The organism is Streptomyces sp. NPDC051322 (assembly GCF_040689485.1).
GTDB lineage: Bacteria > Actinomycetota > Actinomycetes > Streptomycetales > Streptomycetaceae > Streptomyces.
Map to the genome: position 1 here is coordinate 386,117 of NZ_JBFBAK010000006.1, position 24,245 is coordinate 410,361.

25 protein-coding genes and 1 pseudogene are annotated in these 24,245 nt (G+C 71.4%); 11 read left to right on the forward strand and 15 right to left on the reverse strand.

Annotation, left to right across the window (positions count from 1 at the left end; genetic code table 11):
- Positions 1 to 480, forward strand: coding sequence for an SRPBCC family protein (locus AB0436_RS17170; protein ID WP_366468674.1), 480 nt, complete (start codon positions 1 to 3; stop codon positions 478 to 480).
- A 137-nt stretch (positions 481 to 617) separates the two neighbouring features.
- On the forward strand, positions 618 to 947 hold the full coding sequence (locus tag AB0436_RS17175; protein ID WP_366468675.1) for a TcmI family type II polyketide cyclase: 330 nt from the start codon (positions 618 to 620) through the stop codon (positions 945 to 947).
- Positions 948 to 1,038: 91 nt separating this feature from the next.
- Here AB0436_RS17175 and AB0436_RS17180 read toward each other — a convergent pair whose 3' ends face one another.
- The 3 genes from AB0436_RS17180 to AB0436_RS17190 form a co-directional block, all read right to left on the reverse strand.
- Positions 1,039 to 2,037 (reverse strand): methyltransferase, encoded by a 999-nt coding sequence (locus tag AB0436_RS17180; protein ID WP_366468745.1) that lies wholly within the window; start codon positions 2,035 to 2,037, stop codon positions 1,039 to 1,041.
- A 201-nt stretch (positions 2,038 to 2,238) separates the two neighbouring features.
- On the reverse strand, positions 2,239 to 3,321 hold the full coding sequence (locus AB0436_RS17185) for a right-handed parallel beta-helix repeat-containing protein (RefSeq protein ID WP_366468676.1): 1,083 nt from the start codon (positions 3,319 to 3,321) through the stop codon (positions 2,239 to 2,241).
- 85 nt (positions 3,322 to 3,406) lie between these two features.
- Positions 3,407 to 3,826 carry a PRC-barrel domain-containing protein gene (locus AB0436_RS17190; RefSeq protein ID WP_366468677.1) on the reverse strand — a complete coding sequence of 140 codons (420 nt, stop codon included), beginning with the start codon at positions 3,824 to 3,826 and terminating at the stop codon, positions 3,407 to 3,409.
- 145 nt (positions 3,827 to 3,971) lie between these two features.
- Between AB0436_RS17190 and AB0436_RS17195 the strand changes: the two genes are divergently transcribed.
- The 3 genes and pseudogenes from AB0436_RS17195 to AB0436_RS17205 all read left to right on the forward strand — a co-directional run.
- Positions 3,972 to 4,586: a DUF4865 family protein gene (locus AB0436_RS17195; protein WP_366468678.1), complete on the forward strand. Its 615-nt coding sequence runs from the start codon at positions 3,972 to 3,974 to the stop codon at positions 4,584 to 4,586.
- The gene (locus AB0436_RS17200; protein ID WP_366468679.1) at positions 4,583 to 4,942 is read left to right on the forward strand and encodes a hypothetical protein; all 360 of its coding nucleotides are present in this window, start codon (positions 4,583 to 4,585) and stop codon (positions 4,940 to 4,942) included. Before AB0436_RS17195 ends, AB0436_RS17200 begins: the two co-directional genes overlap by 4 nt.
- Positions 4,943 to 4,982: 40 nt before the next feature.
- A pseudogene (locus AB0436_RS17205) lies at positions 4,983 to 5,168 on the forward strand (putative Ig domain-containing protein); the annotation flags it as partial.
- A gap of 96 nt (positions 5,169 to 5,264) precedes the next feature.
- On the opposite strand, the gene AB0436_RS17210 reads toward AB0436_RS17205, so the two are convergent.
- The 3 genes from AB0436_RS17210 to AB0436_RS17220 form a co-directional block, all read right to left on the reverse strand.
- On the reverse strand, positions 5,265 to 5,954 hold the full coding sequence (locus AB0436_RS17210) for a GntR family transcriptional regulator (RefSeq protein ID WP_366468680.1): 690 nt from the start codon (positions 5,952 to 5,954) through the stop codon (positions 5,265 to 5,267).
- 92 nt (positions 5,955 to 6,046) lie between these two features.
- Positions 6,047 to 7,009, reverse strand: coding sequence for a catechol 2,3-dioxygenase (locus tag AB0436_RS17215; RefSeq protein ID WP_366468681.1), 963 nt, complete (start codon positions 7,007 to 7,009; stop codon positions 6,047 to 6,049).
- A gap of 72 nt (positions 7,010 to 7,081) precedes the next feature.
- Complete coding sequence (locus tag AB0436_RS17220; RefSeq protein WP_366468682.1) at positions 7,082 to 8,161, reverse strand: 4-oxalomesaconate tautomerase; 1,080 nt, start codon at positions 8,159 to 8,161, stop codon at positions 7,082 to 7,084.
- Positions 8,162 to 8,333: 172 nt separating this feature from the next.
- Between AB0436_RS17220 and AB0436_RS17225 the strand changes: the two genes are divergently transcribed.
- Positions 8,334 to 9,935 (forward strand): MFS transporter, encoded by a 1,602-nt coding sequence (locus AB0436_RS17225; protein ID WP_366468683.1) that lies wholly within the window; start codon positions 8,334 to 8,336, stop codon positions 9,933 to 9,935.
- A gap of 28 nt (positions 9,936 to 9,963) precedes the next feature.
- On the opposite strand, the gene AB0436_RS17230 is transcribed toward AB0436_RS17225, so the two are convergent.
- Both AB0436_RS17230 and AB0436_RS17235 read right to left on the reverse strand, forming a co-directional pair.
- Entirely contained in the window at positions 9,964 to 10,707 is a 744-nt protein-coding gene (locus tag AB0436_RS17230; protein WP_366468684.1) for a DUF4232 domain-containing protein, read from the reverse strand.
- Between the two features lie 102 nt (positions 10,708 to 10,809).
- Positions 10,810 to 12,363: a serine/threonine-protein kinase gene (locus AB0436_RS17235; protein ID WP_366468685.1), complete on the reverse strand. Its 1,554-nt coding sequence runs from the start codon at positions 12,361 to 12,363 to the stop codon at positions 10,810 to 10,812.
- A gap of 89 nt (positions 12,364 to 12,452) precedes the next feature.
- Here AB0436_RS17235 and AB0436_RS17240 point away from each other — a divergent pair, with 89 nt between their 5' ends.
- The 3 genes from AB0436_RS17240 to AB0436_RS17250 all read left to right on the forward strand — a co-directional run bounded on the left by AB0436_RS17240 (position 12,453) and on the right by AB0436_RS17250 (position 13,973).
- A complete protein-coding gene (locus tag AB0436_RS17240) occupies positions 12,453 to 13,007 on the forward strand; it encodes an RNA polymerase sigma factor (protein ID WP_366468686.1) in 555 nt (184 codons plus the stop codon).
- 17 nt (positions 13,008 to 13,024) lie between these two features.
- Positions 13,025 to 13,150 carry a hypothetical protein gene (locus AB0436_RS17245; protein ID WP_366468746.1) on the forward strand — a complete coding sequence of 42 codons (126 nt, stop codon included), beginning with the start codon at positions 13,025 to 13,027 and terminating at the stop codon, positions 13,148 to 13,150.
- A gap of 100 nt (positions 13,151 to 13,250) precedes the next feature.
- Positions 13,251 to 13,973, forward strand: a complete 723-nt coding sequence (locus tag AB0436_RS17250) for a lytic polysaccharide monooxygenase (protein WP_366468687.1) — start codon at positions 13,251 to 13,253, stop codon at positions 13,971 to 13,973.
- A 98-nt stretch (positions 13,974 to 14,071) separates the two neighbouring features.
- On the opposite strand, the gene AB0436_RS17255 is transcribed toward AB0436_RS17250, so the two are convergent.
- Together AB0436_RS17255 and AB0436_RS17260 are read right to left on the reverse strand one after the other, a co-directional pair.
- Complete coding sequence (locus AB0436_RS17255) at positions 14,072 to 14,959, reverse strand: alpha/beta hydrolase (protein WP_366468688.1); 888 nt, start codon at positions 14,957 to 14,959, stop codon at positions 14,072 to 14,074.
- Positions 14,956 to 15,513 carry a quercetin 2,3-dioxygenase gene (locus tag AB0436_RS17260; protein WP_366468689.1) on the reverse strand — a complete coding sequence of 186 codons (558 nt, stop codon included), beginning with the start codon at positions 15,511 to 15,513 and terminating at the stop codon, positions 14,956 to 14,958. Before AB0436_RS17260 ends, AB0436_RS17255 begins: the two co-directional genes overlap by 4 nt.
- A 128-nt stretch (positions 15,514 to 15,641) precedes the next feature.
- On the opposite strand from AB0436_RS17260, the gene AB0436_RS17265 reads away from it, so the two are divergent.
- A complete protein-coding gene (locus AB0436_RS17265) occupies positions 15,642 to 16,085 on the forward strand; it encodes a MarR family winged helix-turn-helix transcriptional regulator (protein ID WP_366468690.1) in 444 nt (147 codons plus the stop codon).
- Between the two features lie 111 nt (positions 16,086 to 16,196).
- Here the strand turns inward: AB0436_RS17265 and AB0436_RS17270 are convergent, their stop codons facing one another.
- A complete protein-coding gene (locus AB0436_RS17270; RefSeq protein WP_366468691.1) occupies positions 16,197 to 18,287 on the reverse strand; it encodes a SpoIIE family protein phosphatase in 2,091 nt (696 codons plus the stop codon).
- A 147-nt stretch (positions 18,288 to 18,434) separates the two neighbouring features.
- Here AB0436_RS17270 and AB0436_RS17275 point away from each other — a divergent pair, with 147 nt between their 5' ends.
- Positions 18,435 to 19,340 (forward strand): DMT family transporter, encoded by a 906-nt coding sequence (locus AB0436_RS17275; protein ID WP_366468692.1) that lies wholly within the window; start codon positions 18,435 to 18,437, stop codon positions 19,338 to 19,340.
- Positions 19,341 to 19,635: 295 nt separating this feature from the next.
- On the opposite strand, the gene AB0436_RS17280 is transcribed toward AB0436_RS17275, so the two are convergent.
- From AB0436_RS17280 to AB0436_RS17295, 4 genes are read right to left on the reverse strand one after another with little or no spacing between them, the layout of a single operon-like run.
- Positions 19,636 to 20,646, reverse strand: coding sequence for an ROK family protein (locus AB0436_RS17280; protein WP_366468693.1), 1,011 nt, complete (start codon positions 20,644 to 20,646; stop codon positions 19,636 to 19,638).
- The gene (locus AB0436_RS17285; RefSeq protein WP_366468694.1) at positions 20,643 to 22,373 is read right to left on the reverse strand and encodes an ABC transporter ATP-binding protein; all 1,731 of its coding nucleotides are present in this window, start codon (positions 22,371 to 22,373) and stop codon (positions 20,643 to 20,645) included. Before AB0436_RS17285 ends, AB0436_RS17280 begins: the two co-directional genes overlap by 4 nt.
- Entirely contained in the window at positions 22,370 to 23,281 is a 912-nt protein-coding gene (locus tag AB0436_RS17290; protein ID WP_366468695.1) for an ABC transporter permease, read from the reverse strand. Before AB0436_RS17290 ends, AB0436_RS17285 begins: the two co-directional genes overlap by 4 nt.
- Positions 23,278 to 24,237: an ABC transporter permease gene (locus AB0436_RS17295; RefSeq protein WP_366468696.1), complete on the reverse strand. Its 960-nt coding sequence runs from the start codon at positions 24,235 to 24,237 to the stop codon at positions 23,278 to 23,280. The genes AB0436_RS17290 and AB0436_RS17295 overlap by 4 nt, the downstream gene beginning before the upstream one ends.
- Between the last annotated feature and the right edge of the window lie 8 nt (positions 24,238 to 24,245).

A 24,245-nucleotide genomic window follows, 5' to 3' on the forward strand; every position in this document is an offset into this window, starting at 1 on the left:
ATGCCCGCACACACCGAGAACGAGATCGTCATCGCGGCCCCGCTGGACCTCGTCTGGGACGTGACCAACGACCTGGAGCACTGGCCGGAGCTGTTCAGCGAGTACGCGGCCATCGAGATCCTCGCCGACGAGGGGAACACCACCACCTTCCGCCTCACCATGCACCCGGACGACAACGGCAAGGTCTGGAGCTGGGTGTCCGAGCGCACCGTCAACCGCGCCTCGCACACCGTCGTGGCGCGCCGGGTGGAGACCGGCCCGTTCGACTACATGGACATCCGCTGGGAGTACACCGAAGTCGTGGACGGCACCCGGATGCGCTGGACGCAGGACTTCGCGATGAAGCCGGACGCCCCGGTCGACGACGACTGGATGGCCGACAACATCAACCGCAACTCCGCCGTCCAGATGGGCCTGATCCGCGACAAGATCGAGCAGCGCGACCGCGAGCGCCGCACCCCCGAGCCCGCGCCCCGCTGAGCCCCCGGTCGCCGCACCCACTGCGCCGCCGCACCCACCGCGCCGCCGCACCCACCGCGCCGCCGCACCCACTGACGCCGCCGTCCCCGCCCGCGCGGGGGCGGCGCTCGGACGGAACACGAAGGGAACACCCGCCCATGCACCACGCCCTGATCGTCGCCCGGATGGCGCCGGGCTCCGCGCCCGACATCGCCAAGCTCTTCGAGGCCTCCGACCGAGGTGAGCTGCCTCACCTGGTCGGGGTCACCCGGCGCAGCCTCTTCCAGTTCGGTGACGTGTACATGCACCTGATCGAGTCGGAGAACCCCCCGGGGCCCGAGATCGCCAAGGTGACCCGGACGCCGGCCTTCCAGAACATCAGCGACCAGCTCTCCGCGTACATCAGCCCGTACGACCCGGAGACCTGGCGGAGCCCGAAGGATGCGATGGCCCACGAGTTCTACCGGTGGGAGCGCGGCGCGGCCTGACCCGCACCGCAACGCCCCGGTCCCGGCTCTGCGCCGGGACCGGGGCGTTGCGGTGTGCGCCGCCTGTCGGGTTGCTCAGCCGCCTGTCCGGTTATCGGACCGGCACGGCGCACTCGAACGCATGCAGATAGGCGTTGACCGGCTGGATCTCCCCGACCGTCAGTCCGGCCCGGGTGATCCGGTCCACCAGGCTCTGCCGGGTGTGCTTCGCTCCGCCCACATTGAGCAGCAGAAGCAGGTCCATGGCGGTGGTGAAACGCATCGACGGGCTGTCGTCGACGAGATTCTCGATGATCACGACCCGGGCCCCCGGACGGGCCGCCGCGATGACGTTCCGCAGCGTCTTCCCGGTGCTCTCGTCGTCCCACTCCAGAATGTTCTTGACGATGTAGAGGTCCGCGTCGACCGGGATGTTCTGCCGGCAGTCCCCGGCCACGATGCGGGCCCGGTCGCTGAGCGAACCCCCGTCGCGCAGCCGGGAATCCGCCCGCGCCACCACCCCCGGCAGGTCCAGCAGCGTCCCGTGCGCCTCCGGGTGCTTCTCCAGCAGACTCGCCAGCACATGCCCCTGGCCGCCGCCGATGTCCGCGACCGTGGCGACGCCGGTCAGGTCGAGCAGTGCGGCGACGTCCAGCGCCGACTGCATGCTGGACGTGGTCATCGCCCGGTTGAAGACCTGCGCCGACTCGGCGGCATCCTGGTGCAGATGGTCGAAGAACTCCTTGCCGAACACCTCGCGGAAGACACTCGACCCGGACCGCACCGCCTCGTCGAGCCGCGGCCAGACGTCCCAGGTCCAGGGTTCCGTGCACCACAGGACGATGTAGCGCAGGCTCTGCGGGTCGTCGTCCCGCAGCAGCCGGGACATGTCGGTGTGTACGAAGGCGCCGTCCTCGTTCTCGGCGAACACGCCGTAACAGGACAGGGCGCGCAGCAGACGCCGGAGCGGCGCCGGTTCGGTGCGCACGGCCGCTGCCAGTTCGTCCACGGTGGCGGACGACCCGGTGAGCGCGTCCGCGACGCCCAGCCGCGCCGCCGCCCGTACGGCAGCGGCCGCCGCCGCACCGAAGGCCAGCTCACGCAGGAGCATGGCCGGCTGGGCGGCGCCGGGCGGCTCGGTGCCGGCCTGCTGACCGGTGGCCGTACGGTCGCCGGCAGCCCGGACGCCGTTGCCGGCCGGCTTGTCGCCGGGGGAGCAGGTGCAGGCCGCTCCGGGACTTGCGGAGGTGGGACTCGCTGTGGTCATACGTCTTCGCTTCTCCTTGAGACGGGCGAGCGGCGCGGGCAACGGTCAGCACATTCCGGTCGGCTTGGACGCCCCGCAGCGGTTGCGCTCGAAGGTGTTGCCCGATCCGTTGTCGGCGCCCGCCAGATCGGCGGGCTTGTTGCGCTGCACGACGTTGTCCCTGATGACGTTGTCGGTGTTGGCAGCCCCCACGAAGCTCTTGAAGAGCACCACACCGCCGGCGTAGGGCGAGGTCCCCGCGTTGTCCTCGACAGTGTTGGAGCGCACCAGGGTGCCCTGCGAACCGGTGAGAACGATGCCGGCGCCCTGCAGTGCGGGCATCCGGGCGGTGGCGGGGCAGGACTTGTTGTTGTGGTGGACCCAGTTGTCGCTGATGGTCATCTCACCGGCGGTCGGCTTGTTCTCGTCCCCCACCACGAAAACGCCGCCGCAGTTCCCGGTGACCTCGTTGTCCGAGACGGACAGATTCCTGACCCGCCGCAGGGTGACGCCGATCCGGTTGTCCTCCAGCAGGTTGTCCTGCACCACGGTGCCCATCGTGTCGGTGGCGCTGCCCTCGCTCTGGACCACGTTCGCGATCATGATCCCGGAGTCGCCGTTGCCCCGAACGGTGTTGTCCCGGAACACGCCGCGTACGGACTTCTCCTGCGCGATGCCCCACGTACCGTTCTTCTCGGCCACCACCTGCCGGACGTTCAGCCCGTCGGTCCCGGAGGCCCAGACGCCGTTCTTCTTGAAGCCCGACAGGGTCAGCGAGCGGATGTGCACCCCGGTGACGGGTTTGTCCGCAGCGCCGATCACACAGATGCCGCTGCCCAGCTCGGCGCAGCTCTGGGCGGGCTTCGTCATCCTGGTCCCGGGCATCAGGACCGTGTTCGCGCCCCCACCCATCAGGGTGAGCCCCGGCTTGGTGATCAGAACGCTCTCCCGGTAGGTGCCGGGCGCGATGTACACGGTGTCGCCGGGTTGTGCGGCGTTCACCGCCGCCTGGATCGACTGGCCGGGGTGCACCACCCGCGCCCCGATCGAGGCGGTGGCGGTGGCGGAGGCGGACGGCGGCGCGGCGCCCAGCGAGGTTCCGGCGGCGACGGCGATGCATGCGAGGAGCTTGAGGTGTCGTTTCGTCATGAGCTGAAACTATGAGCAATCACCCCACACTGCCACGCGGAGTGACCCTATGGATACTCCAAGTGGTCACTCGGGCGCGGTTTCCTTACCGCCGGTAGGGAAAACCGGGGTAGATGTAGCCGGCTCCCCAGAACGGCAGGTAGCCGTAGTAGCCGTACACATCGGAGTAATGCTCGGGCTTGTCGGTCAGCCCCGGGTCGTACACGGGAGCCCCGGCCACGTGTTCACGGGACTTGTCGATGAACACCTGCTCGTCGGTGATGCGCGTGAGGGCGTCGACGGGGATGAAGGACTTCGTCTCGCCGAATCCCAGAAAGCCGCCGTGCGCGACGAGCAGGAAGCGGACCCTGTGCTCCGCGTCGTCGATCAGAAGGTCCTCGACCTTCCCGATGTCGTTCCCGTCGGTGTCCGTCACCGTGCGTCCGCGGACGTCTTCTTCAGCGGTTTCCACCGTCTGCTGGGAATCGCCGAGTTTGCTGAGGATCGGCGCGCTGTCGGTCGTCATCTGCGGTCTCCTTGCTCTGGTCCGGCAACCGTCGCCTACCCGGCGCACCGACCCGCAATCACCGCCGGGGCCGGAAATGTACCTACTAGTATGTACGGGATCGTGCCGGTCTCCCGACGGGCCATCAGGAAAGGCGGCACCTTTCGTGTACGCGAAGCAGTACGAGATCACCCTGCCGGCCGACTACGACATGCGGATCATCCGCAAGCGGGTCGCCGAGGGCGGCCCGCTTCTCGACGGCCTCGCCGGACTGGGCCTGAAGGCGTGGGCCATCCGCGAGCGCGGTACGGACGGCTCGCCGGTCAACCAGTACGCGCCCTTCTACCTGTGGAACGAAACCGGTGCGATGGCCCGCTTCCTCGTCGGCGGCGGCGGATTCCAGCACATCGTCCGCGACTTCGGGCGCCCGGCCGCACACCACTGGACAGGCATCGCCTGCCACGCGGGCCCCGCCCGCACGGCTCCCCCTCGGGCGGCCTCGCGGCGCCTCACCGCGATCCCCGCCGCCCCGGACCCCGACGGCACCGGCTTGGGCCTGGCCACGCTGATCGAACAGGAGACCACGGAGCTTCGCGACATCGCCGGCCGGGACGACGTGCACACCGTGGCGCTGGCGGTCGATCCCCAGAACTGGCAGCTGATGCGGTTCGTCCTGTGGAGGGACACGGTCGCACAGGACGAGGATGCCACCGAGCGCTACGAGGTCCTGCACCTCTCCGCGCCGGGCCTGGCCTGGCTGCCCGAGGGGAGGGGCTGGTGACGCTCGACCGCTCCGGCGTGTCCCGTCACGAGTCGACCCGGCGTCAAGGCACTGTGTCGATCTACGACACCTACGGCCAGAACGGCTGGGCGGTCTACGGCGGCACCAGCCTGGCCACCCCGCTGGTCACCGCGATGTACGCGCTGGCGGGCACCTCGGGCGCCGACGACAACCCGGCGGACTACCCGTACGCGCACACCGACCAGCTCAACGACGTCACCTCGGACAACAACGGCAGCTGCGGCGCACCGATGTGCTCCGCCCGTACCGGCTGGGACGGCCCGACCGGGCTCGGCACCCCCGAACGGCGTCGGCGCGTTCAAGGCGGGCGGCAGCCAGCCGCCTCCCACCGGTGACCTCACGGTCGCCGACCCGGGCGCGCGGACCGGCACGGTCGGCACGTCGATCCCGGCACTGAAGAACACGGTGTCCGGGGGAACCGCGCCGTACACCTGGTCGGCCTCCGGACTGCCGGGCGGCCTGACGATCGACTCCTCGACCGGTACTGTCAGCGGCACCCCCACCGCGGCCGGCACCTTCCAGGTCACGCTCACCGCGAAGGACAGCGCGGGCAGGAGCTGAAACCGGTCGGCCTCGGCCCGGTGGAAAGCGACGTCTATCTCTACCTGTTGTCGCACGCCCGGGGCGTGTCGCCGGGCCGGTGGGTGACGCCATCCGTTACGGGCGGGACGGCCGCGACTTGTCCACCTCGGGCAGTGTTTCGATGACGCTGTGCAGGTGGGCCCGCATGGCGCTCTCGGCCGCTGCGGGGTCCGCCGTGCACAGCGCCTCGATGACGGCAAGGTGCTGCGGCAGCGATACGTGCGGGCGGCCGGGGTGCATGGCCAGGCGGAACTGGTGGCGGACGTTCTGTCCGTGCAGGCGTTCCAGCACGGCGCAGGCGGTGTTCTGCCCGCTCATGGCCAGGATCCGGCTGTGCAGTTGCCGGTTGAGATCGGAGTACCCGAACACGTCGCCGGTCGCGACGGCCTCCTGCATCCGGGCGCCGATCTCGCGCAGTTCGACGCGGTCCTCGTCGGTGGCCCGCTCAGCCGCCTTGGCCGCGCACAGCCCCTCCAGGGCCATGCGGACCTCGGTGATCTCGATGGCCTCGGCGAGTGACACGGCGCGGACCCGGGCACCGCGGTTCGGGATGTGCTCGACCAGTCCTTCGGTGGTCAACTGCACCAGGGCGTTCCTGACGGCGGCCCGGCTGACACCGAACTGCTGGGACAGTTCGGCTTCGACCAGCCGCTGGTTGGGGGCGAACTCCCCGCTGGTGATGGCCTGGCGGATGACATGAGCAACCGTCGGCTTGACCGTTCCGGTCGACTCGGCCGACCCGGTCGTGCCCGCTGCTGCTGCCATAGAGCTCACCCCTGTATTGGCGACAATATTGTCAGTGCATGGTAGTCGGTGCCACCGCGCGGGCTCCCCGGCCCGGTGTCCCGGTGCCGGTGTCACGGCGCGGTCGGCGGCTCCACCGGCGGGGTGCCGTGGGTGTGGAAGGACTCGATGGTCTTCAGCCCCCAGGCCTGCCCCTTCGTACGCTCGGCCTCGGTCCAGGTGATGGTCTTCCAGTCCGGTGCGAGCACCAGCCGGGTGAGCGGGTTGCACAGCTCGATCCGGTTGCCGCCGGGCTCGTAGACGTAGAGGAAGAAGGTCTGCTGGATGGCGTGCTTGTGCGGGCCGGTCTCGATGAAGACGTCGTTCTCCAGGAAGATGTCCGCCGCACGCAGGATGTCGTCGCGCGTGTCGGTGGCGAACGCTATGTGGTGCAGTCGGCCGCGGCTTCCGGTCCAGTCCCGGGTGTAGACCAGGTCGTACGACTTGTTGGTGAAGGTCAGCCAGCGCCCGGCGATGACCCCGCTGTCGAGCTGGATCTGCTCGGTGGCGTGCGCACCCAGTGTGTCCCGTACGAAGCCGGAGGCCGATTCCACCTCCGCTGCGAGGAAGTTGACGTGGTCGAGGCGGCGCACCGCGACGCCCCGGCCGGGGTAGGCCTGGGGCTGGTTCTTGAGTGACGGGGTCAGCTCCGGGGGAGCCTGGTACCACTCGCTCTCCCAGTAGATCTCCATCTCGTGGCCGTCCGGGTCGCGGAAGAGGTACGTGGGGCCGAGGCCCGGGTCCCCGTCGCGCCAGCCGATGCCCAGGCCGGCCTCGTCGATGGCCTTCACCCGGCGTTCGAGCGCCTCCTGGCTTGCGGCGCGCAGACCGGTGCGGCGGATCCCGGAGGTGTGGTGGGCGGTGAGCTTGAGGGAGTGATGCTCGTAGTCGTCCCAGGTGCGCAGGTAGACCGAGTCGCCCTCGGTGCCGTTCTCGGTGAGTCCCATGACGCGGGTGAAGAAGTCCAGACTCTTCTCCGGCTCGGGGGTGAGCAGTTCGACGTGGGCGAGGTGGGCGATCTCGTGTGCGGGTGCCACGGTGGGTTCCTTTGCATCGGCAGTTGCGTCGGTGGGTGCGTCGGTGGTGTGCGTCGCCGGCGGGCAGCAGCACTAGGAAGTGCGCGGGTAGACCGTGCCGTCGAACAGCTTGCGGGCGGTGCGCACCAGGCTGGAGCGGCGGACCCGCGGGGGCGCGGCCGCCGTGTCGAGGTCGATGTCCACGTCGAGCCGGCCGGTGGCGTGCTCGATGCCCAGGGGGGTCCCGGGGCGGGGGAAGCGGGCCAGGCCGTGTCCGACGGCGCCGTCCAGCAGTAGGGCGGTGGCCACGGTGACGGCGCCGAGCACGCCGATCGAGTCGTGCGGGCGCAGCGGGATGAACGTGCGGGTGCTGATGAGGCCGCCGTCCCGCGCCGGCGCGACCAGCGTGGTCTTGGGGACCGGGGCGTCCGTGACGTCGCCGAGCCCCATGAGCTTGCCGGCGGTGAGACGCAGTGACTGGATCCGGTCCCGCAGGCGGCTGTCGGCGGCGAGTTCGGCGGGCGTCTCGTAGCCGGTGATGCCCAGGTCGCGGGCGGCCGCGACCACCACGGGCATGCCGTTGTCGATGCAGGTGACACCGATGCCGTCGATCTCGTCCCGGACGTTGCCGGTGGGCAGCAGGCTGCCGCAGGCCGACCCCTCGGTGCCGGCGAAGTCCAGCAGCACGGCGGCCGCCGTGCCCGGGACGCCGCTGATGGCGGTGTCCCCGCTGTAGTCGACGACGCCGCCGGGGGTGGGGAAGGTGGCGGTGGCCAGGCTGTCGGAGTTGACCATGCGGATACGGACCCGGGTGTCCTGGTCGCCCGCCGCCACCAGGCCGCGCTCCACCGCGAACGGCCCGACGCCCGCGAGGAGGTTGCCGCAGTTCTGCTGGTCCGAGACGGTGGCTGCCTCCACACCGACCTGCAGGAACAGGTACCGGATGTCGGCGTCGGCTTTCGGGGAGCGCGAGACGACGGCGACCTTGCTGCTGAGTGGGTGGGCGCCGCCGATGCCGTCGATCTGGCGCGGGTCGGGGGTCCCCATGATCCGCAGGAGCAACCGGTCCCGCTCATCCGGGTCGTCCGGCAGATCTTCCGCCAGGAAGTAGGCGCCCTTCGACGTGCCGCCGCGCATCAGCATGCACGGCACGCCGTTCGAGGTGGGTGACATGACACCGCCTTCGTGGTCGGGAGCCGCCCGGGAGGGGCTGTGCTCGCACTGTGCGACCCGGCCAAGCTAAGTTCTGGCGGAAATATTGTCAACAATGTTTGTCGCAACCCTTGCGCCACTATGTGGCGGCATCTACAGTCGCCGAATATTTCTCCGTGAATGAGGGGCTGCCTTGTCCATCCCACTGTCGGCGCCAGGGAACACCAGCAACGCATCGCGGCCATCGGCCACGCACACCAGCCTGAACAAGGCGACCATCTTCGCGGTCGGGTTCGCGGTCTGCCTCGCTCAGATAGGCCTGGCCGTGCCGGCCACCCTCAACGGGACCTTCCAGAACGTGCTGCATCCCACCGGGGCCTCCCAGCTCGACTGGATATCCGACTGCACCCTGCTGCCGATCGCAGCCCTGGAACTCACCTTCGGTGTACTCGGTGACCTCTTCGGCCGCAAGAAGCTGCTCGTCGGCGGCGCCCTGCTGATGCTGGTCGGCGAAGCCGTCTCCGGCACCGCGACCGGAGTCGGCCAGATGTACGTCGGGCAGTTCGTCGCCGGCCTCGGCTCGGCGGCGCTGTTCCCCACCACGCTGGCCATCATCGCCTCGGGTAGCCACACCCACGCCGGTCGCGCCCGCATGATCGCTCTGTGGGCGGCGCTGCTGTCCACCGGAAACTTCATCGCCCCGATGCTCGGCGGCCTGACCGCGACCTACGGAAGCTGGCGGCTGGCTTTCTGGATCATCGTGATCCTGGCCGCCGCCGACGCCGTGTTCAGCTACTTCTTCGCCAGTGACTCGCGCTCCCCCGAAGGGCGCTCGCTGGACATGCCCGGCCAGCTCACCGTCGGCCTGGCCCTGTTCGCCCTGCTGTACGCGGTGATCGAAGGCCCGACCGCCGGCTGGGGCAGCCCGATCATCGTCGGTTCGTTCATCGTCGCCGCGGTGCTGCTGGTCGCCTTCGTCGTGATCGAGCAGCGGGTCGCCGCGCCGCTGCTGCGCATGGACCTTTTCCGTAACCGCGCCTTCGCGCTGGCTTCCGCCGTGACCGTGCTGGGCATGTTCTCCTTCCTCGGCACGGCCTACGCCATCAGTATCCGGATGGAGGTGATCCAGCATCAGAGCGCGCTGCGCACCGCGTTCGCCTTCATTCTGCTCAGCGGACTCACGATCTTCCTGCTGCCGCTGACCTCCTTCATGATGGCCCGCTACCAGCCACGCTGGATCCTCGGCGGCGGCTTCCTGCTCATGGCCGTCGGGCAGTTCCTGGCCGCCGAGCTGCCGATCACGGAGACCACCCTTCCGCCGCTGATCCTGCCGATGGGTCTGGTCGGGGTGGGCTTCTCCTTCGCGGTCTCCTCGGTCACCGCGACCGTGGTCAACACGGTGCCGGGCAAACTCGCGGGCATGGCCGCGGCCACCACCAGCATGGTGCGTGACTTCGGCTTCGCGATGGGCCCGGCGCTCATCGGCGCCGTCGCCCTGAGCAGGACCGCCGGCAGCTTCAACAGCTCGCTGGCAGACGCCCCTTCACTCGCGTCCGTCAAGGCCGCAGCCGAGGAGGCGGGCGCCGTCGCGACGAACTCCGTACCGTCGGACGTGCCGTTCAGCAAGGCCGCCCCGCTCGCGGTGAAGGCGCTGGACCACGGTTACTCGCTCGGTTTCCTGATCTGCGCCATCGCCGCGCTGGTCTGCTGCGTCGTGACGGTGGCCGTGCTCGGCGGGAAGCAGGAACAGGAGGAGGAGATCGCAATGATCGAATCGGATCCCGCCGCTGCCTGACGCCCGAGCCGCAGGCACCGGACCGGTGTCAGGCCCCGGTGCCGGCGCTGAAGGTGCCGACCTTCGGTACGGATGCCTTGCCGGTGTTGGTGACGGGACCGCCGGACCAGGCGACCTTGAGGGACGCGGTCTCGTCCGGCGGGGTGATCTCGACCGCGGCCGGCGTGACCGTGGTGACACCGGTCATCTCCGGGTTGCTGAAGGAGAGAGCGGCCCAGGCGCTCCTGCCGGGGGCGAGCTTGACGGTGTCCTTCGCGCCGCCGGTGCGCTCCGGGTTGACGGAGACCTCCTGGCCCTTGCTGTTGACGAAGGCCATGCCCGGGTAACCGTGGACGGTGCAGGTGCGGCCGGAGCGGTTGGTCAGCACGAGGGCGAAGTTCTCCTGGCCCGCGCCCGGGTGGTTGGGGCCCACCGTGGCCTTCAGGTCGGAGGTGTGGCAGCGCCCGCTGCCCGCGGGCTCCGACGCCGGGGTGCCGGTGCTCCGGGAGGCCGAGGCGGAAGCGGTTCCCCCGTCGCTCCTCGACGAGGCCGAGGGGGTGGAGCTGCCGGACTGGGACGGGTCGGCCGTCGCGTCACCCGAGGCGGGGGCCGCGCTGCCCTTGACGCTCTGCGGCGCGGCGGCCCCCGACTTCTTGTCCCCGCAACCGGTCAGCAGGGCTGCCGCCGCCAGCGCCACGGTGGTGCCCGCGACGATCCGGGAGTACCTGACAGCGCGCCGCCTCGATGCCGTCTGCTGCCACCCGGCGGGCGTCGGGTCCTGGTGCTGTGTCATGGCTGCCCTCGTTTTCTGCTCGTTCTTCGCGCTGTACACAAGCTTCGATGACCGCCCCGGCCGAAAAGTTCACGAGAAACACGAGAAAGCAGTGTCGCGGTCTCAGGAGCCGGTAACCCGCAGGCTGCGGAGTATGCCGTCGGTTCTCTCGGTGCAGTCCCGGTCGCAGCGGATCTGTGCGTAGACCTCGGGTCCCCCGCTGCGCGTGGCGGTGAGGCCGATCTCCTCCAGCGACTGCCCGGCGGTGCCGCAGGGCGACCAGGTGCGGACCCGGCCGTGCCAGGCGTCGCTCGTGAAGGCGCGGCCGCCGTGGTACGTACAGCCGGTGTGCCCGATGGTCTCCGCCTTGTGCGCCAGCCCGCCGCCGGATGCGCCGATCCCGACGAAGACGCCGCTGACCGCCGTGGTCAGGTCCGGCCAGCGGCTCACGTCCTGGGCGACGGTCAGGCCGGGCTGGTGGTGGGTCCGCAGGCCCAGCACGGTGGGGTCCCAGCCGGAGCCGACCTGCTCGTCGGCCCATCCGGACGGCATCTCGAAACTGATCCGCTTCGTCGCGTCGGTCACCCGGATCTCGGCGGGTGTGGTGGGCCGGCCCTGCAGTTCCACGGCGACGACCGTGCCCGCACCGAGGAGCACGACCGCCGCTGCCCCCGCCGCGACGGCCTTCCCGCGGCGGCCGAGTGTCCGCCTCCCGGGCGGGGAGTCCGGTACGGCGGCCCGGGCCGCCGCGGGCCGTTCCTCCGATGGCTGCCGCTCGGGAACCGGCGTCTCCCGGGCCTGGGTGTCCCGGGCCGGCGTCTCCTGGGACTGTGTCTCCCGGGCCTGGGTTTTCCGCTCGGGGCTCCGTACCGCTGCCACGGGGAGCGCCGCGGCGATCCGGTCGAGTTCGTCGGCGAAGGCGGCCGCCGTGGGCCAGCGCCGTTCGCGGTCGGGTTCCATCGCGCGCAGTACGGCGCGGTTCAGCGCGGGCGGCAGGCCGGGGCGTACCCGGTCCGGTTCGATCACCTTCCCCGGTGAGCCGGGTGCCGCGCCGGTCACCAGGCGGTAGAGCACCGCACCCAGGCTGTAGACGTCGGCGCGGCCGTCGATGCCGTCGAACGGCTCGGCCTGTTCGGGGGCCATGTATCCCGCCGAGCCGGCGACCACGGTCAGCCCCGAGGCCTGGGCGAGTGTCTTGGCGAGGCCGAGGTCGGCGACCAGGACCCGTTCGCGCCCCGCTGTTCCGCCCCCGGCCAGCAGGATGTTCGACGGTTTGATGTCCCGGTGGACGATGCCCGCCTCGTACAGCGCGGAGACGCCGCGGGCCGCCCGGGCAGTGAGGTCGAGGGCCTCGGGCACCTCCACCGGGCCGGCCGCCATCCGGTCCTCCACGGTGCCGCGGTCTGCGTACTCCATGACGAAATAAGGCCGTTCGTCCGGCAGTTCGCCGATGTCGAAGACCTGCACCACGCCGCCTGCGGTGGCCCGGCGCAGCAGGCGGGCCTCGGTCAGGAAACGTTCGCGGATGTCCATCCGGAATGCCCAGTTCTCGGCCATCACCTTGATCGCGACGGGGGCCTCGAGCCGGTCGTCGTGGGCCAGCCACACCACGCCGAAGGCACCGGCGCCGAGGCGCCGCTCGACGCGGTAACGGCCGATCTGATCAGGGAAGGGCATGCCCCTTATGATGCCTGGATGACTGCACAGCCGACGCAGGGGCCGCCCCCCGGTCCCGGCCGGCGGCCGGCCCGCCGCCGGTGGCCCGCGTGACCCCGCCCGACGACGACACCGAGGCACTCGCCGCGCGCGCCGCGGCCGGTGACGCGGACGCCCTCGATCAGCTGCTGCGGGCGATCCGCCCCGAGGTGGTCCGCCGCTGCGGGCGGTTCCTGCTGTACCAGGAGGACGCCGAGGAGGCGGCCCAGGACGCCCTGCTGCAGGTCGCGCGGAACATCGGGCGCTTCGAGGGCCGCAGCCGGTTCAGCACCTGGCTGTACACGGTGGTCGCCAACTGCGCCCGCCAGAAGTATCGGGAGTTGAAACGGTCGGCGGTGGAACAGCCGATGGCCCCGGAGGACTCCGCCCGCCCCGATCCCCGCACCACCAGCGTGATCGCCGGCTCCCGGGTGGACCTGCTGGACGCCCTGGAAAGGCTGGAACGCGACAGCCCGCACCTGGTGGCGCCACTGGTCTACCGGGACATCTGCCAGATGGACTACGAGGAGATCGCGGAGCGTACCGGCATTCCGCTCGGCACGGTCAAGTCCCGTCTCCACCACGCCAGGCGCCAGATCCGGCCCTGGCTTTCCGCCTCGTCCTGAGCACGTACCGAAGCGAGATCGCCGCCGGGCTGGTGCTGAGCGTGAAGACCGTGGAGGCGGCGCTCACCCGGGCGTACCGGAAGCTCGGCGGCAAGTCGCGTGTCGAGATTCCCCGCATGGTCATGGCGCGGCCGACCGCATGACCTGTGCCCGGGGAGAGCCCGGGTTCGCTCCCTTGACGGAGGCCGGACCATGAGTATGGTCTAGACCTGGGGCGGCGGCCTCGACACCGGAGGAGTTGGCATGAACATGAGGCGAAGATTAGCTGCCCTGATCGGGGTGGGCATCGCGCCCCTCATCGCGATATGTCTTCCGGCCACCACGGCCGGCGCCCACGGCTACGTCTCCACACCCCCGAGCCGCCAGGCGCAGTGCGCCGCAGGCGTCGTCGACTGCGGTCCCATCAAGTACGAGCCGCAGAGCGTGGAAGGGCCGAAGGGCCTGACCAGCTGCAGCGGCGGCAACGCGGACTACGCCGAACTCGACGACGACAGCAAGAACTGGACGGTCAGCCCGGTCGACAGCTCGACCACCTTCACCTGGACCCTGTTGGCGCGCCACGCCACCAGCAGCTGGCAGTACTTCGTCGGCGGCCAGAAGGTGGCGCAGTTCAACGACGGCGGCGCGCAGCCCGGGGCGACCGTCACCCATCAGGTGAACTTCGGCAGTATCACCGGACGGCAGAAGGTACTCGCCGTCTGGAACATCGCCGACACGGCCAACGCGTTCTACGCCTGCATCGACGTGAACATCAGCGGCAACGGCGGTGGGGGCGGCGGCAACGGCGGGGACCCGGCCACCTGCACCGCACCGGCCTGGGACGCCGGAACGGTCTACACCGGCGGCGAGACCGTCACCCGGAACGGCCACACCTGGCGCGCCAAGTGGTGGGTGACGGGCGACGATCCCAGCGCCGGCGGCCAGTGGGGTGCCTGGGCGGACCTCGGCCCCTGCGCCCCGGCATAACACCGGCAAGCCCGCGCACGCACGACCCGGCCCCGCCCCGGGAGAGGACCTCCCGTGGCGGGGCTTCGGCATGCCCAGGGCCCCGCAGATCGGCGACGTCACGCCGTGACCGTCCCGGCGAACGCCAGGGAGCGGAGGAAGATCTCCTCCACCCGGGCATCGGGCAGCCCGTACCAGCCGTGGTCGGCGTCCGGCACGGTCCACAGCTCGACCGGTGTGCCGGCCTCCTCGAGCGCTGCGGCGAGGGACTCGCCGTGCGAGCGGGCCACCATCGAGTCCGCTTCGCCGTGCACGAGGAGGAACGGTGGCGCGCCGGCGCGGACCAGGGCCAGCGGACTGGCCGCACGGGCGCGCTCCGGGACGGTCACCGGGGCTGCGCCCAGCAGCGCCGCCTCCGGGGTGCCGGCGTCCTCGGGAGTGAACCGGCCCCGGGCGGCCGTCAGGTCGCTCGGGGCGTACCAGATCACCGCGCCGGCCAGGGCCGGCGCCGTGTGCGTGAGGGCGAGGAGCGAGGCCAGGTGTCCGCCGGCCGACTCGCCCCACACCACCACCCGCCCGGGGTCGACGCCGAGTTCCGCTGCCCGCAGCGTGAGCCAGCGCAGCGCGGCGCGCAGATCGTCGAGCGGGGCCGGGAAGGTGGCCTCGCCACTGAGCCGGTAGTCGGCGCAGGCGACGGCGAAGCCCGCCGCCGCGATGCGCGCGAAGGGCCCGGGGACCCAGTCACGGGTGCGCAGGCCCATGTCGTCGCGCCGCCCCCGGCGCCAGGCGCCACCGTGCACGAACAGCACCAGCGGCACCGGCTCCGGCCGGTCGCCACCGGGCAGCCACAGGTCGAGTTCCAGTGGACGGCCGCCCTCGACCTCGCCGTACGGCACGCCGCGCACCGCGCGTACGCACGTCCCGACCGGGACGGCGGGCGGCAGCGGCGCGTGGTCGGGGTGCGGTGCGGCGATCAGCTCCCGCAGGGCGGATCCGGTGCCCGTCATCGGGTCCGCCACTGGTGCTCGGGCAGGAAACGCACGTCGTACTGCTCGGGAACGCTCCGGAACCTGTGCGGCTCCGGGACGACGGGTTCCTGCGGCAGGCCGAGCCGCTCCGCCGGCGCCCCCAGATTCTCGAAGAACCGCTCGAAGGTGCCGCCGGGACCGGCGGCGACGCCGACGACCTGGCTGTGGTGGCGTTCCATGCGGTAGGCGTGCCGGCAGTTCTTGGGCACGAAGCCGAAGTCGCCGGGGGTGAGCAGCTTCTCCTGCTGCACTCCCTCGGTGTCCTCCACGAACAGCCGGACCGCGCCCTGGGTGATGTAGAAGACCTCGTGGGTGTCGGTGTGCAGATGCGCCGGGATGACGTCGCCCTTCGGGCCTTCGACGGTGAAGAAGTTGAAGGTGTTCTCGGTCTGCTCGCCGCCCGCGTAGATGGTGATCAGGTCGCCGAACAGGTGAGCCCGGTCCCCTTCGCCCTTCTCGATGAAGTACGGCTTGCCCGGATCGGGCGGAATGCGGGAGGCCTGCCGGTAGCGGGTGGCGTACTCGATGGTCATGCCTTCTCCTCGGGGCGGCGTCCACGATAATGTCAGGCAGCCTGACATGAGAGAGTCGACGGGCAAGCCCCGCCATGAGCCAGCTCCCGTCTCCCGTCACCCGCGGGAACCGCAGCCGTGAGGAACAAATGCAGTCCACCCGCCGCAATCTGCCCCAGTTGCTCGGCGACGCCCGGCGCTGGTTCGAGGAGGGGCTGCTGGCCGCGCTGGAAGCGGAGGGTGCCACGCCGGTGTCCCCGACGCAGGCGCAGCTCTTCGCCGTACTGGACGAGCAGGGCACCACCGTCTCCGAGCTGGCCCGGCGCATGGGCGTCACCCGGCAGACCGTGCATCAGGCCGTGCATGGTCTGATCGCCGCTCACCTGCTCGAACAGGTTCCTGACCCCGCCTCGGCCCGGCAGCGGCTGATCCGGCGTACCGGGGAAGGACGACGCGCGCACCGCCGGGCCGGCCTCATCCTGGAACGGCTGGAGGAACGGCTCGCCGAGCGGATCGGCCGGGAGGCGGTCGATGCCCTGCGGGCGACGCTGGAGGAGCCGTGGGGTCCGCCGCACTCCCCGAGCCCGGAATGAGGCTGCTCAGGCCGGCGCCCGGCCCTGGCCGGGGGCTCCGATCCCTCACCGGTGGACCGGATTTCGCCAACCACATCGGCGCGGTCGAGTACCGCTGAGAGCGTCGGCAGGTCACGCACCCGGCAGCGGGGTCAGCGCCTGTTCGGTCCAGATCGTCTTGCCGGACACCGTGTGCCGGGTGCCCCAGCGGGTGGTGAGCTGGGCGACCAGGAGCAGACCGCGGCCGCCCTCGTCGAAGATCCGCGCCCGGCGCAGGTGCGGCGAGGTCGAGTTGCCGTCGGAGACCTCGCAGATGAGCGTCCGGTGGTAGATCAGCCGGAGCTGGATCGGCTGGGTGCCGTAACGGATGGCGTTGGTGACCAGTTCGCTGACCACCAGCTCGGTGACGAAGCCGGCCTCCGTCAGACCCCAGGCGTCGAGTTGGGCGAGGGCGAGCCTGCGGGCCTCGGCGACGCCCGCGAAGTCGGCGGCGAGGTCCCAGACCCGGATGTGGTCGGAGTCCATGGCCTTGGTGCGCGCCAGCACCAGCGCCACGTCGTCGCGGGGGTGCGCCGGCAGCAGGGTGGAAAGCACCTGGTCGCAGCGGGCGTCCAGGGTGGAGTGCGAAGCGGCCAGCGCCTGGCGCAGCCGGGCGATGCCCCGGTCCGGGTCCCGGTCGATGGCCTCCACCAGCCCGTCCGTGAAGAGGGCGACGAGGCTGCCTTCCGGCAGCTCGAGCTCCGTGGTCTCGAAGGGCAGGCCGCCCACACCGAGCACCGGGCCGACGCTGACGTCCACCACCTGCGTGGTGCCGTCAGGCAGCAGCAGGACGGGCGGAGGGTGACCGGCGCCGGCCACGCTCAGCATGCGCGACACCGGGTCGTAGACCGCGTACAGGCAGGTCGCGCCGATCTCGCCGGTGCTGGTGCGGTTGTCGTCGTCGGCGTCGTCGTCGCCGCCCAGCCGGAGGACCAGATCGTCGAGATGGGCCAGGAGCTCGTCGGGCGGGAGGTCGACGTCGGCGAGCGTCTGCACCGCGGTGCGCAGCCTGCCCATCGTCGCGGAGGCCTGGATGCCGTGGCCGACGACATCGCCGACCACCAGGCCGACCCGCGCACCGGAGAGCGGGATGATGTCGAACCAGTCCCCGCCCACGCCGGCCTGCGCGTCGGTGGGCAGATAGTGGCAGGCGACGTCCACCGCCGGCTGCCATGAGGGTCCGTGCGGCAGGAGGCTCTGCTGGAGGGCGAGCGCGGTGGTGCGCTCGCGGGTGTAACGGCGGGCGTTGTCCACACAGAGAGCAGCCCTGCTCGCAAGTTCCTTCGCCAGCGCGAAATCGTCCTGGGTGAACGTGTCGGGCCGGGTACGCAGCAGCACGGCGACCCCCAGCGTGGTGCCACGGGCGATCAGCGGCACCGCCATCATCGAGGTGACGACGGAGCCGCGCATCTTCTCGGCCCGCGCCGGCGCACTCGCGATCCACTCGTCGAAGTCCGGGTCCCCGCTCCCGCTGAGCACGGCCTTCCCGGAGTGCAGCGCCCGGGCGGGCGGCGAGTACGGCGGGTACGCGTCGGTGTAGCCCAGGCCGATCACCGCCTCGGGGGTCCCCTGCTCGGTGGACAGGTGCGCGGCCCGGCGCATGACGACGGTCGCGTCCGGACTGCCGGGCGCGGGCTCCTCGCCGCGCATCACCGCCTCCAGCAGATCCACACTGGCGAAATCGGCGAACCGCGGGATGATCAGCTCGGCCAGCTCCTGCGCGGTACGGCCCAGGTCCAGGCTCCGGCCGATCGAGACCGAAGCCTCGTCGAGCACCGCGAGACGCTGCCGCGCCCAGTGCTGCTCGCTGCTGTCGAAGGCGGCCATGCCGACCGCGTACACCTCTCCCGCCGCGTCCCGGACCGGCCACAACTCCAGGTTCCAGGCGTGCTCCCGGATTCCGGACGGTGCACGGGTGTGGCTTTCGTAGTGCGCGGTCTTTCCCGTCGCGGCGACGTCGCGCAGCGCTTGCAAGAAGCCCAGCTGGTCCACGTCCTCGGGGACGCCGTAAGGGAAGGTCCGGCCGCGCAGGACTTCCTCGCCGAGCCCCATCACCTGGCAGGCCACATCATTGAGCCGCAGATACCGTGGGGTGCCGTCGAAGATCGACATCGAGAACGAGGCCTGGCGGAATGCCCGCTCCACGAGCGCAGGCTCGTCTTCGCCTCCCCACCGAGGGTCCATACGATCAGTGTGCGCCCCGCTCAGCACGCCAACAAGTGGGCATTTCCCGACATCGCGGCCCCGTCGGCACGGCTCCTGTCGCGCCCTCCGCGAGGCCGGGTCACGATGGCAGGGGCGCGACAAAGCCGACAGGCAGGGGTGACCACCGTGGGTGCACTGGTGCCGGTTCTCTTCGCTCTCTGCGCGGCCCTGTGCAACGCCGTGGCCACGGTGCTCCAGCGGCGCGCCGCGCTGACCGTGCCACGCTCCGACCACCTCAGGGCCGGCCTGATGCTGGACCTGGCACGGCGCCCGGTCTGGCTGGGCGGCATGCTCGCCGTCGTCGCCGCCGCCGTCAGCCAGGCGATCGCGCTGGCCACCGGGGCACTGTCGGTGGTGCAGCCGCTGTTCGTCCTGGAGCTGCCGCTGACCCTGCTGGTGGCCTCGCTGCTCTTCCACCGACGACTGCGGCGCGCCGCGTGGATGGCCGTGGTGTGTGTGGTGGCCGGACTGGGCGTGGCGCTGGCGACGGCCTCCCCGACCGGCAACAGGACGCATGTGCCGATCGACCGCTGGGTGCCGGCCGCCGCCGTCTGCGGCGGAGTGGTCGCCCTGCTGGTGGTGGCGGCGTTCCGACGCCCCGTGGGCCCGGTGCGCGCCGCCTGCCTCGGTGGTGCGACGGCGCTCTGCTACTCCTTCACCGCGGCACTGATGAAGACCGCCACCCACATCCTGGACGTCGACGGCCTCGTCGGATTCCTGACCGCCTGGCAGTCCTACGGCTTCGCGGTGACCGGTGTGGGGGCGTTGTTCCTGCTCGAGAACACCATGCAGGCGGGCCCGCTGGTGGCTTCCCAGCCGGTGCTCACCGTCGGCGACGCACTGATCAGCGTGGTCCTCGGCGTCACGCTCTACGACGAGCACATCCGTTCCGGCTGGTGGGTCCTGCCGGAGCTCTGCGGGGTCGCCCTGATCGTGCTGGGCGCCACGGCTCTCGCCCGCACCTCGTTGGCGCAGAGCCTGATGGCCTCCGACACCCCGAGCCCGGCCACGAGTGAGGCGTCGTCGCTGTGATGTGCCCGGGAGCTGCCGGGCCGCGAAGGGGCCGCACAGCCGGAACGCACCGACGGGCCCGCGGCTTGCGCGCGTTCCGCGCGGCGTACCGGGAGCCCGCCGGTGTGCGGCAGGGGTCCCCTTCAGGTCTGGGGACGCCGCCCGTGATTCGCCCCGTTCTTGCGGCGTGCCTTCTTCTTGCGGCGGCGCTTCGAGGACATGTCCGTGCTCCTTCCTGGGGGGGTTGTCGGCCGGTCTCCACCGTGGCATACGGACGTCCGGTCCGGCCAGGAGGGGCCGCCCGACGCGCGGTGCGTCACGCGCTGAGGCGCCCCCGAGCCCCCACGCCGCTGGGGCAGTCCGGTACCGCCGGGCCGGCTGACGCGTTCAGTTCGCTGCGCGCCCGGGCCGCCGCGCCCAGGGCGACGGCGTCGTCGCCGAGGGAGGCGCGGACCAGGTGGACCGGGCGGCCGCTGACCGGGGGTTCGTCGGTGAGGGCGGTGCGGATCGCCGGTTCCAGGTGGGACCAGGCGCGGGAGACACCGCCGCCGATGACGACGGTCGTCACGTCGATGAGGCCGGCCGTGATGAGGATCGCCCGGGCGATGGCCGTCCCGGCGGTGCGGAAGACCGCCCGGGCGTCCTGATCACCGTCGTCCGCGGCGAGCAGCACGTCCCGGGCGGTGGTGGGGCCTGCCGCCGGGTCGGCGCGTTCCCGGTAGCGGGCGGCGATGGCCCGTCCGGCGGCGAGCGTCTCCAGGTGGCCGCGACCGCCGCAGGAGCAGGGCAGGTCGCCGAAGCCGGGAATGTGTCCGATCTCGCCGGCGGCGCCGTGCGGCCCGTCGTACACCTCGCCGTCGATCCACAGGGCGCCGCCGACGCCGGTACCCAGGGTGATGCCGAGGGCGTGGGACTCGCCGGCGATCGCTCCCCGCGGGGACGCCTCGCCGCGCAGGAAGGCGTTGACGTCGTTGTCGAGGAAGGCCGGTATCCCGAGTGCCGCCTCGATGGCGTCGGTCACCGCATAGCCGGCCCAGCCGCGGAAGGAGTCGCTGGCCACCAGGATGTGGCCGGTGTGCGAGTCGACGATGCCTGCCGCACCGATGCCGACGCCGGCCGGCCGGTGCGGGGTGCGGGCCAGCAGGCCGTGGAGCGCGGCGAGCGCGGCGCCGACCATGGCCCGGCCGCCCTCGGCGGCCGGGGTGGGCACCTCCGCGCGGGCGAGCACGGTCAGTTCGGGGGAGCAGAGCAGGACCTGGGTGGTGGTGCCGCCGATGTCGATGCCGGCCACCACCCCGGCCCCGCCGTCACGCGCGGTGGCCGTCACGCGGTCTCCTCCGATCCCGCGAGTGATCCGGCGGCGAGGGCGGCCTGCCGCTCGGTACGCCGTCTGCGTTGCAGCACCGGATCGGGCACCGGCACGGCGGCGAGCAGTCGCCGGGTGTAGTCGGTCTCGGGGTGCAGCAGAGTCAGCTCGGTGCGGCCCTGTTCCTCGATCCGGCCGGCCCGCATCACGACGACCCGCTGGGCGAAGTGCTGCACGACGGCGAGGTCGTGGGAGACGAAGAGGCAGGCGAAGCCCAGTTCGTCCTGGAGTTCGGTGATCACTTCGAGTACTGCTTCCTGCACACTGACATCGAGGGCGCTGGTGGGTTCGTCGGCGACCAGCAGCCGGGGCTCCAGGACCAGGGCTCTGGCCAGGCTGACCCGTTGGCGCTGTCCGCCGGAGAGTTCGCGCGGGGCCCGGTCGGCGAGGGCGCGCGGCAGCCGCACGCGTTCCAGGATCTCCGCGACCCGGTCGTCGCGTCCGCGTGCCGACAGGTCGCCGCGGTGGATCCGCAGCGGCTCCGCGACGCATTGGCCGACGCTCATCCGGGCGTCCAGCGAGGCCACCGGGTCCTGCAGGATCACGCCGATGCCCGACCGCAGGGCGCGCTCGGCGCGCCCCCTGCTCTTGCGGAGGTCGGAGCCGAAGAGCGAGACGCTGCCCGAGGCGGCCCGGACGAGGCCGAGGGCGGCTCGGGCCGCCGTCGACTTGCCGGAGCCCGACTCGCCGACCAGGCCGACGGTCTCTCCCGCGTGCACGGCGAAGGACACGCCCCGCAGCGCGAACACGGCCTGCTTCCCGCGTCCGAAGGTGACACAGACGTCGTCGAGTTCCACCACCGGCTGCCCGGCGGCGGGGGAGTCGGCCGGCAGAGCGGGCTCGCCGGGGCCGGCCGGGCGTTCGGCGGTGGTGACGAGGCGGGGCACGGCGGCGAGCAGCCGCTTGGTGTACTCGTGACCGGGCCGCAGGAGCACGTCCTGCACGGAGCCGGTCTCCACGATCTCGCCGTGCCGCATGACCGCGACCCGGTCGGCGAAGTCGGCGACGACACCCATGTTGTGGGTGACCAGCAGCACTCCGGTGCCGGTTTCGGTGGCCAGCCGGCGCAGCAGGTCGAGGATCTCGGCCTGCACGGTGACGTCGAGTGCGGTGGTGGGTTCGTCGGCGATGAGCAGGCCGGGCCCGTTGGCGATCGCCATGGCGATGACCACCCGCTGCCGCTGACCTCCGGACAGCTCGAAGGGGTAGGCGGAAGCCCGCTGTTCCGGGTCCGGGATGCCGACCTTGCGGAGCAGTTCGACGGCCGCGCGGGCCGCGTCCTGCTTGCCGACCGGCCGGTGGTTGCGGATGACCTCGCTGATCTGGGCGCCGATCCGGGTGAGCGGGTCCAGGGCGGTGGCAGGTTCCTGGAAGACCATGGACACGGTCCGGCCGCGTACCGCCGCGAGTTCGGCTTCGGTGGCGGCGACGACGTCGGTGCCGGTCAGCGCCGCCCGTCCGGTGGCCCGGGCATTGCCGGGCAGCAGGCCCATCGCGGCCAGCGCCACCGTGGACTTGCCCGAGCCCGACTCGCCGACCAGGGCGAGTGTCTCGCCCGGCGCCACGTGCAGGGAGACGCCCCGCACGGCGGGCACCTCGCCGCTCTCGGTGGTGAAGGTGACGGCGAGGTCCTCCAGTTCGAGGAGCGGCGCGGCCCGGTTGGCGGTGGAGTGGTCGGCGGTGGTCATCCGCGCCCCCTTACGTCGAAAGCGTCCCTGAGCCCGTCACCGATCGCGTTGAACGCGCACACGACGAGGATCACGGCGAGGCCCGGTGGCACGATCAGCCACCAGCGCCCCGCATAGGCGGCGGTCAGTCCCGAGGAGAGCATGCCGCCCCAGTCGGTGGCCGGTGGCTGGATGCCGAGTCCGAGGTAGGACACGTACGCCACCAGGAGGATCGCGTCGGCCACCTGGAAGGTGGCGGCGACCACGACGGTGGACACCGAGTTCGGCAGGATGTGCCGGCCGATGGCCCGGGTGTGGCTGCCGCCGATGGCGCGCAGGGTCAGGATGTAGTCGCGGCTCTTCAAGGTCAGCGTCTCGGCTCTGACCAGCCGGGAGGGCACCAGCCAGGAGACCAGACCGAGGATGATCACCAGGCCGCCGACGCCCGGGGTCCAGATGGCCGAGACGACCAGCAGGATGAAGAGCGCGGGAATCGCGATGCCGGCGTCGACGACCCGCATCATGACGGCGTCGATCCAGCCGCCCGCATACCCCGCGGCGGCGCCCCACAGGGTCCCGATGCTGGTCGCCAGGACACCGGCCGCGAGCCCGACCAGCAGGGAGACCTTGCCGCCGTACATCAGGCGGCCCAGTTCGTCGTGGCCGATCGCGTCGGTGCCCAGCAGATGGGCCGTGCCGGGGGCGAGGTTCACCTGGGTCAGGACGGTGTGGGTCTGGTCGGTGCGGTAGACCAGCGGACCCACGAAGCAGAACAGGAAGAAGAAGACGACCACGGCGAGCCCGACCACCGCGAGCCGGTTCCGGGCGAACCGGCGCGCGACGAGGCGGAATCCGGTGGCGGCGGCCGGCGCGGCGGCCCGGGCCGTCTCGGGGCCGGGCGTCTGACCCGGTTGCAGTACGGCGCTCATGCCCGACCTGCCTTCACTCGGGGATCGATGATCCGCTGGACGATGTCGGCCAGGAACGTGCCGGCCACGGTCGCGATCGAGATGACCAGTACGCAGCCGAGCAGCACCGGGTAGTCGGAGGATTGCGCCGCGGTCCAGAACAGCAGTCCCATGCCCGGGTAGTTGAAGAGCTGCTCGACGATGAGCGCGCCTCCGAAGAGCACCGGCACGTAGTAGCCGAGCATGGCGACGACCGGGGTGAGGGAGTTGCGGAAGACGTGCCGCCGCAGGATCGCGCCCTGCCGGGAGCCGCCCGCCCGCGCGGTGCGCACGTAGTCCTCGGAGAGGTTCTCCAGGGTCGCCGCCCGCATGTAGCGGCTGAACACCGCGACCATGGACGCAGCGCCCGACACGACCGGGAGGATGAGCGCGGCCGGGTCGGAGAAGACCTGCGCGAGTGTCTGGCCCTGCGGTGCCTGCGGCGGCAGCCAGGGCAGCACCTGGCTGAACAGCAGCACCAGGACCAGACCGAGGAAGTACACGGGGGTGGAGTAGGCGATGAAGCTGAGCGTGGTGATGACGTAGTCGGCAGGCCGGTTGCGCCGGACCGCCTGCCACATGCCCAGCGGGATGGCGAGGACCAGTGCGACGACCGCGGACAGCACGGTGAGCAGCAGGGTCTTCGGCAGCCGCTCCACGATGAGCTGGGAGACCGGTTCGTTGAGGGTGTAGGAGACGCCCAGGTCGCCGCGGAGCAGTTGACCGAGGTAGTGGAAGTACTGCACGGGCAGTGGCGTGTCGAGGCCCTGTTCGTGGTTGAACTGGGCGATCTGCTGCGCCGTGGCCTGCGGCCCGAGGATGCCCCGTGCGGGGCCTCCCGGCAGCGCGTGGAGCAGGCCGAAGACGACCACGGTCACGATGAGGACGACGACGACGGCCTGGAGGAAGCGCCTGATCAGATAGAGAAAGGTAGGCATGGTTTCCC

Coding starts and splice junctions, on each gene's coding strand:
- AB0436_RS17170 (WP_366468674.1), top strand. CDS start 1: ATGCCCGCACACACCGAGAACGAGATCGTCATCGCGGCCCCGCTGGAC.
- AB0436_RS17175 (WP_366468675.1), top strand. CDS start 618: ATGCACCACGCCCTGATCGTCGCCCGGATGGCGCCGGGCTCCGCGCCC.
- AB0436_RS17180 (WP_366468745.1), bottom strand. CDS start 2,037: ATGCTCCTGCGTGAGCTGGCCTTCGGTGCGGCGGCGGCCGCTGCCGTA.
- AB0436_RS17185 (WP_366468676.1), bottom strand. CDS start 3,321: ATGACGAAACGACACCTCAAGCTCCTCGCATGCATCGCCGTCGCCGCC.
- AB0436_RS17190 (WP_366468677.1), bottom strand. CDS start 3,826: ATGACGACCGACAGCGCGCCGATCCTCAGCAAACTCGGCGATTCCCAG.
- AB0436_RS17210 (WP_366468680.1), bottom strand. CDS start 5,954: ATGGCAGCAGCAGCGGGCACGACCGGGTCGGCCGAGTCGACCGGAACG.
- AB0436_RS17220 (WP_366468682.1), bottom strand. CDS start 8,161: ATGTCACCCACCTCGAACGGCGTGCCGTGCATGCTGATGCGCGGCGGC.
- AB0436_RS17230 (WP_366468684.1), bottom strand. CDS start 10,707: ATGACACAGCACCAGGACCCGACGCCCGCCGGGTGGCAGCAGACGGCA.
- AB0436_RS17235 (WP_366468685.1), bottom strand. CDS start 12,363: ATGCCCTTCCCTGATCAGATCGGCCGTTACCGCGTCGAGCGGCGCCTC.
- AB0436_RS17250 (WP_366468687.1), top strand. CDS start 13,251: ATGAACATGAGGCGAAGATTAGCTGCCCTGATCGGGGTGGGCATCGCG.
- AB0436_RS17255 (WP_366468688.1), bottom strand. CDS start 14,959: ATGACGGGCACCGGATCCGCCCTGCGGGAGCTGATCGCCGCACCGCAC.
- AB0436_RS17260 (WP_366468689.1), bottom strand. CDS start 15,513: ATGACCATCGAGTACGCCACCCGCTACCGGCAGGCCTCCCGCATTCCG.
- AB0436_RS17265 (WP_366468690.1), top strand. CDS start 15,642: ATGCAGTCCACCCGCCGCAATCTGCCCCAGTTGCTCGGCGACGCCCGG.
- AB0436_RS17270 (WP_366468691.1), bottom strand. CDS start 18,287: ATGGACCCTCGGTGGGGAGGCGAAGACGAGCCTGCGCTCGTGGAGCGG.
- AB0436_RS17285 (WP_366468694.1), bottom strand. CDS start 22,373: ATGACCACCGCCGACCACTCCACCGCCAACCGGGCCGCGCCGCTCCTC.
- AB0436_RS17290 (WP_366468695.1), bottom strand. CDS start 23,281: ATGAGCGCCGTACTGCAACCGGGTCAGACGCCCGGCCCCGAGACGGCC.
- AB0436_RS17295 (WP_366468696.1), bottom strand. CDS start 24,237: ATGCCTACCTTTCTCTATCTGATCAGGCGCTTCCTCCAGGCCGTCGTC.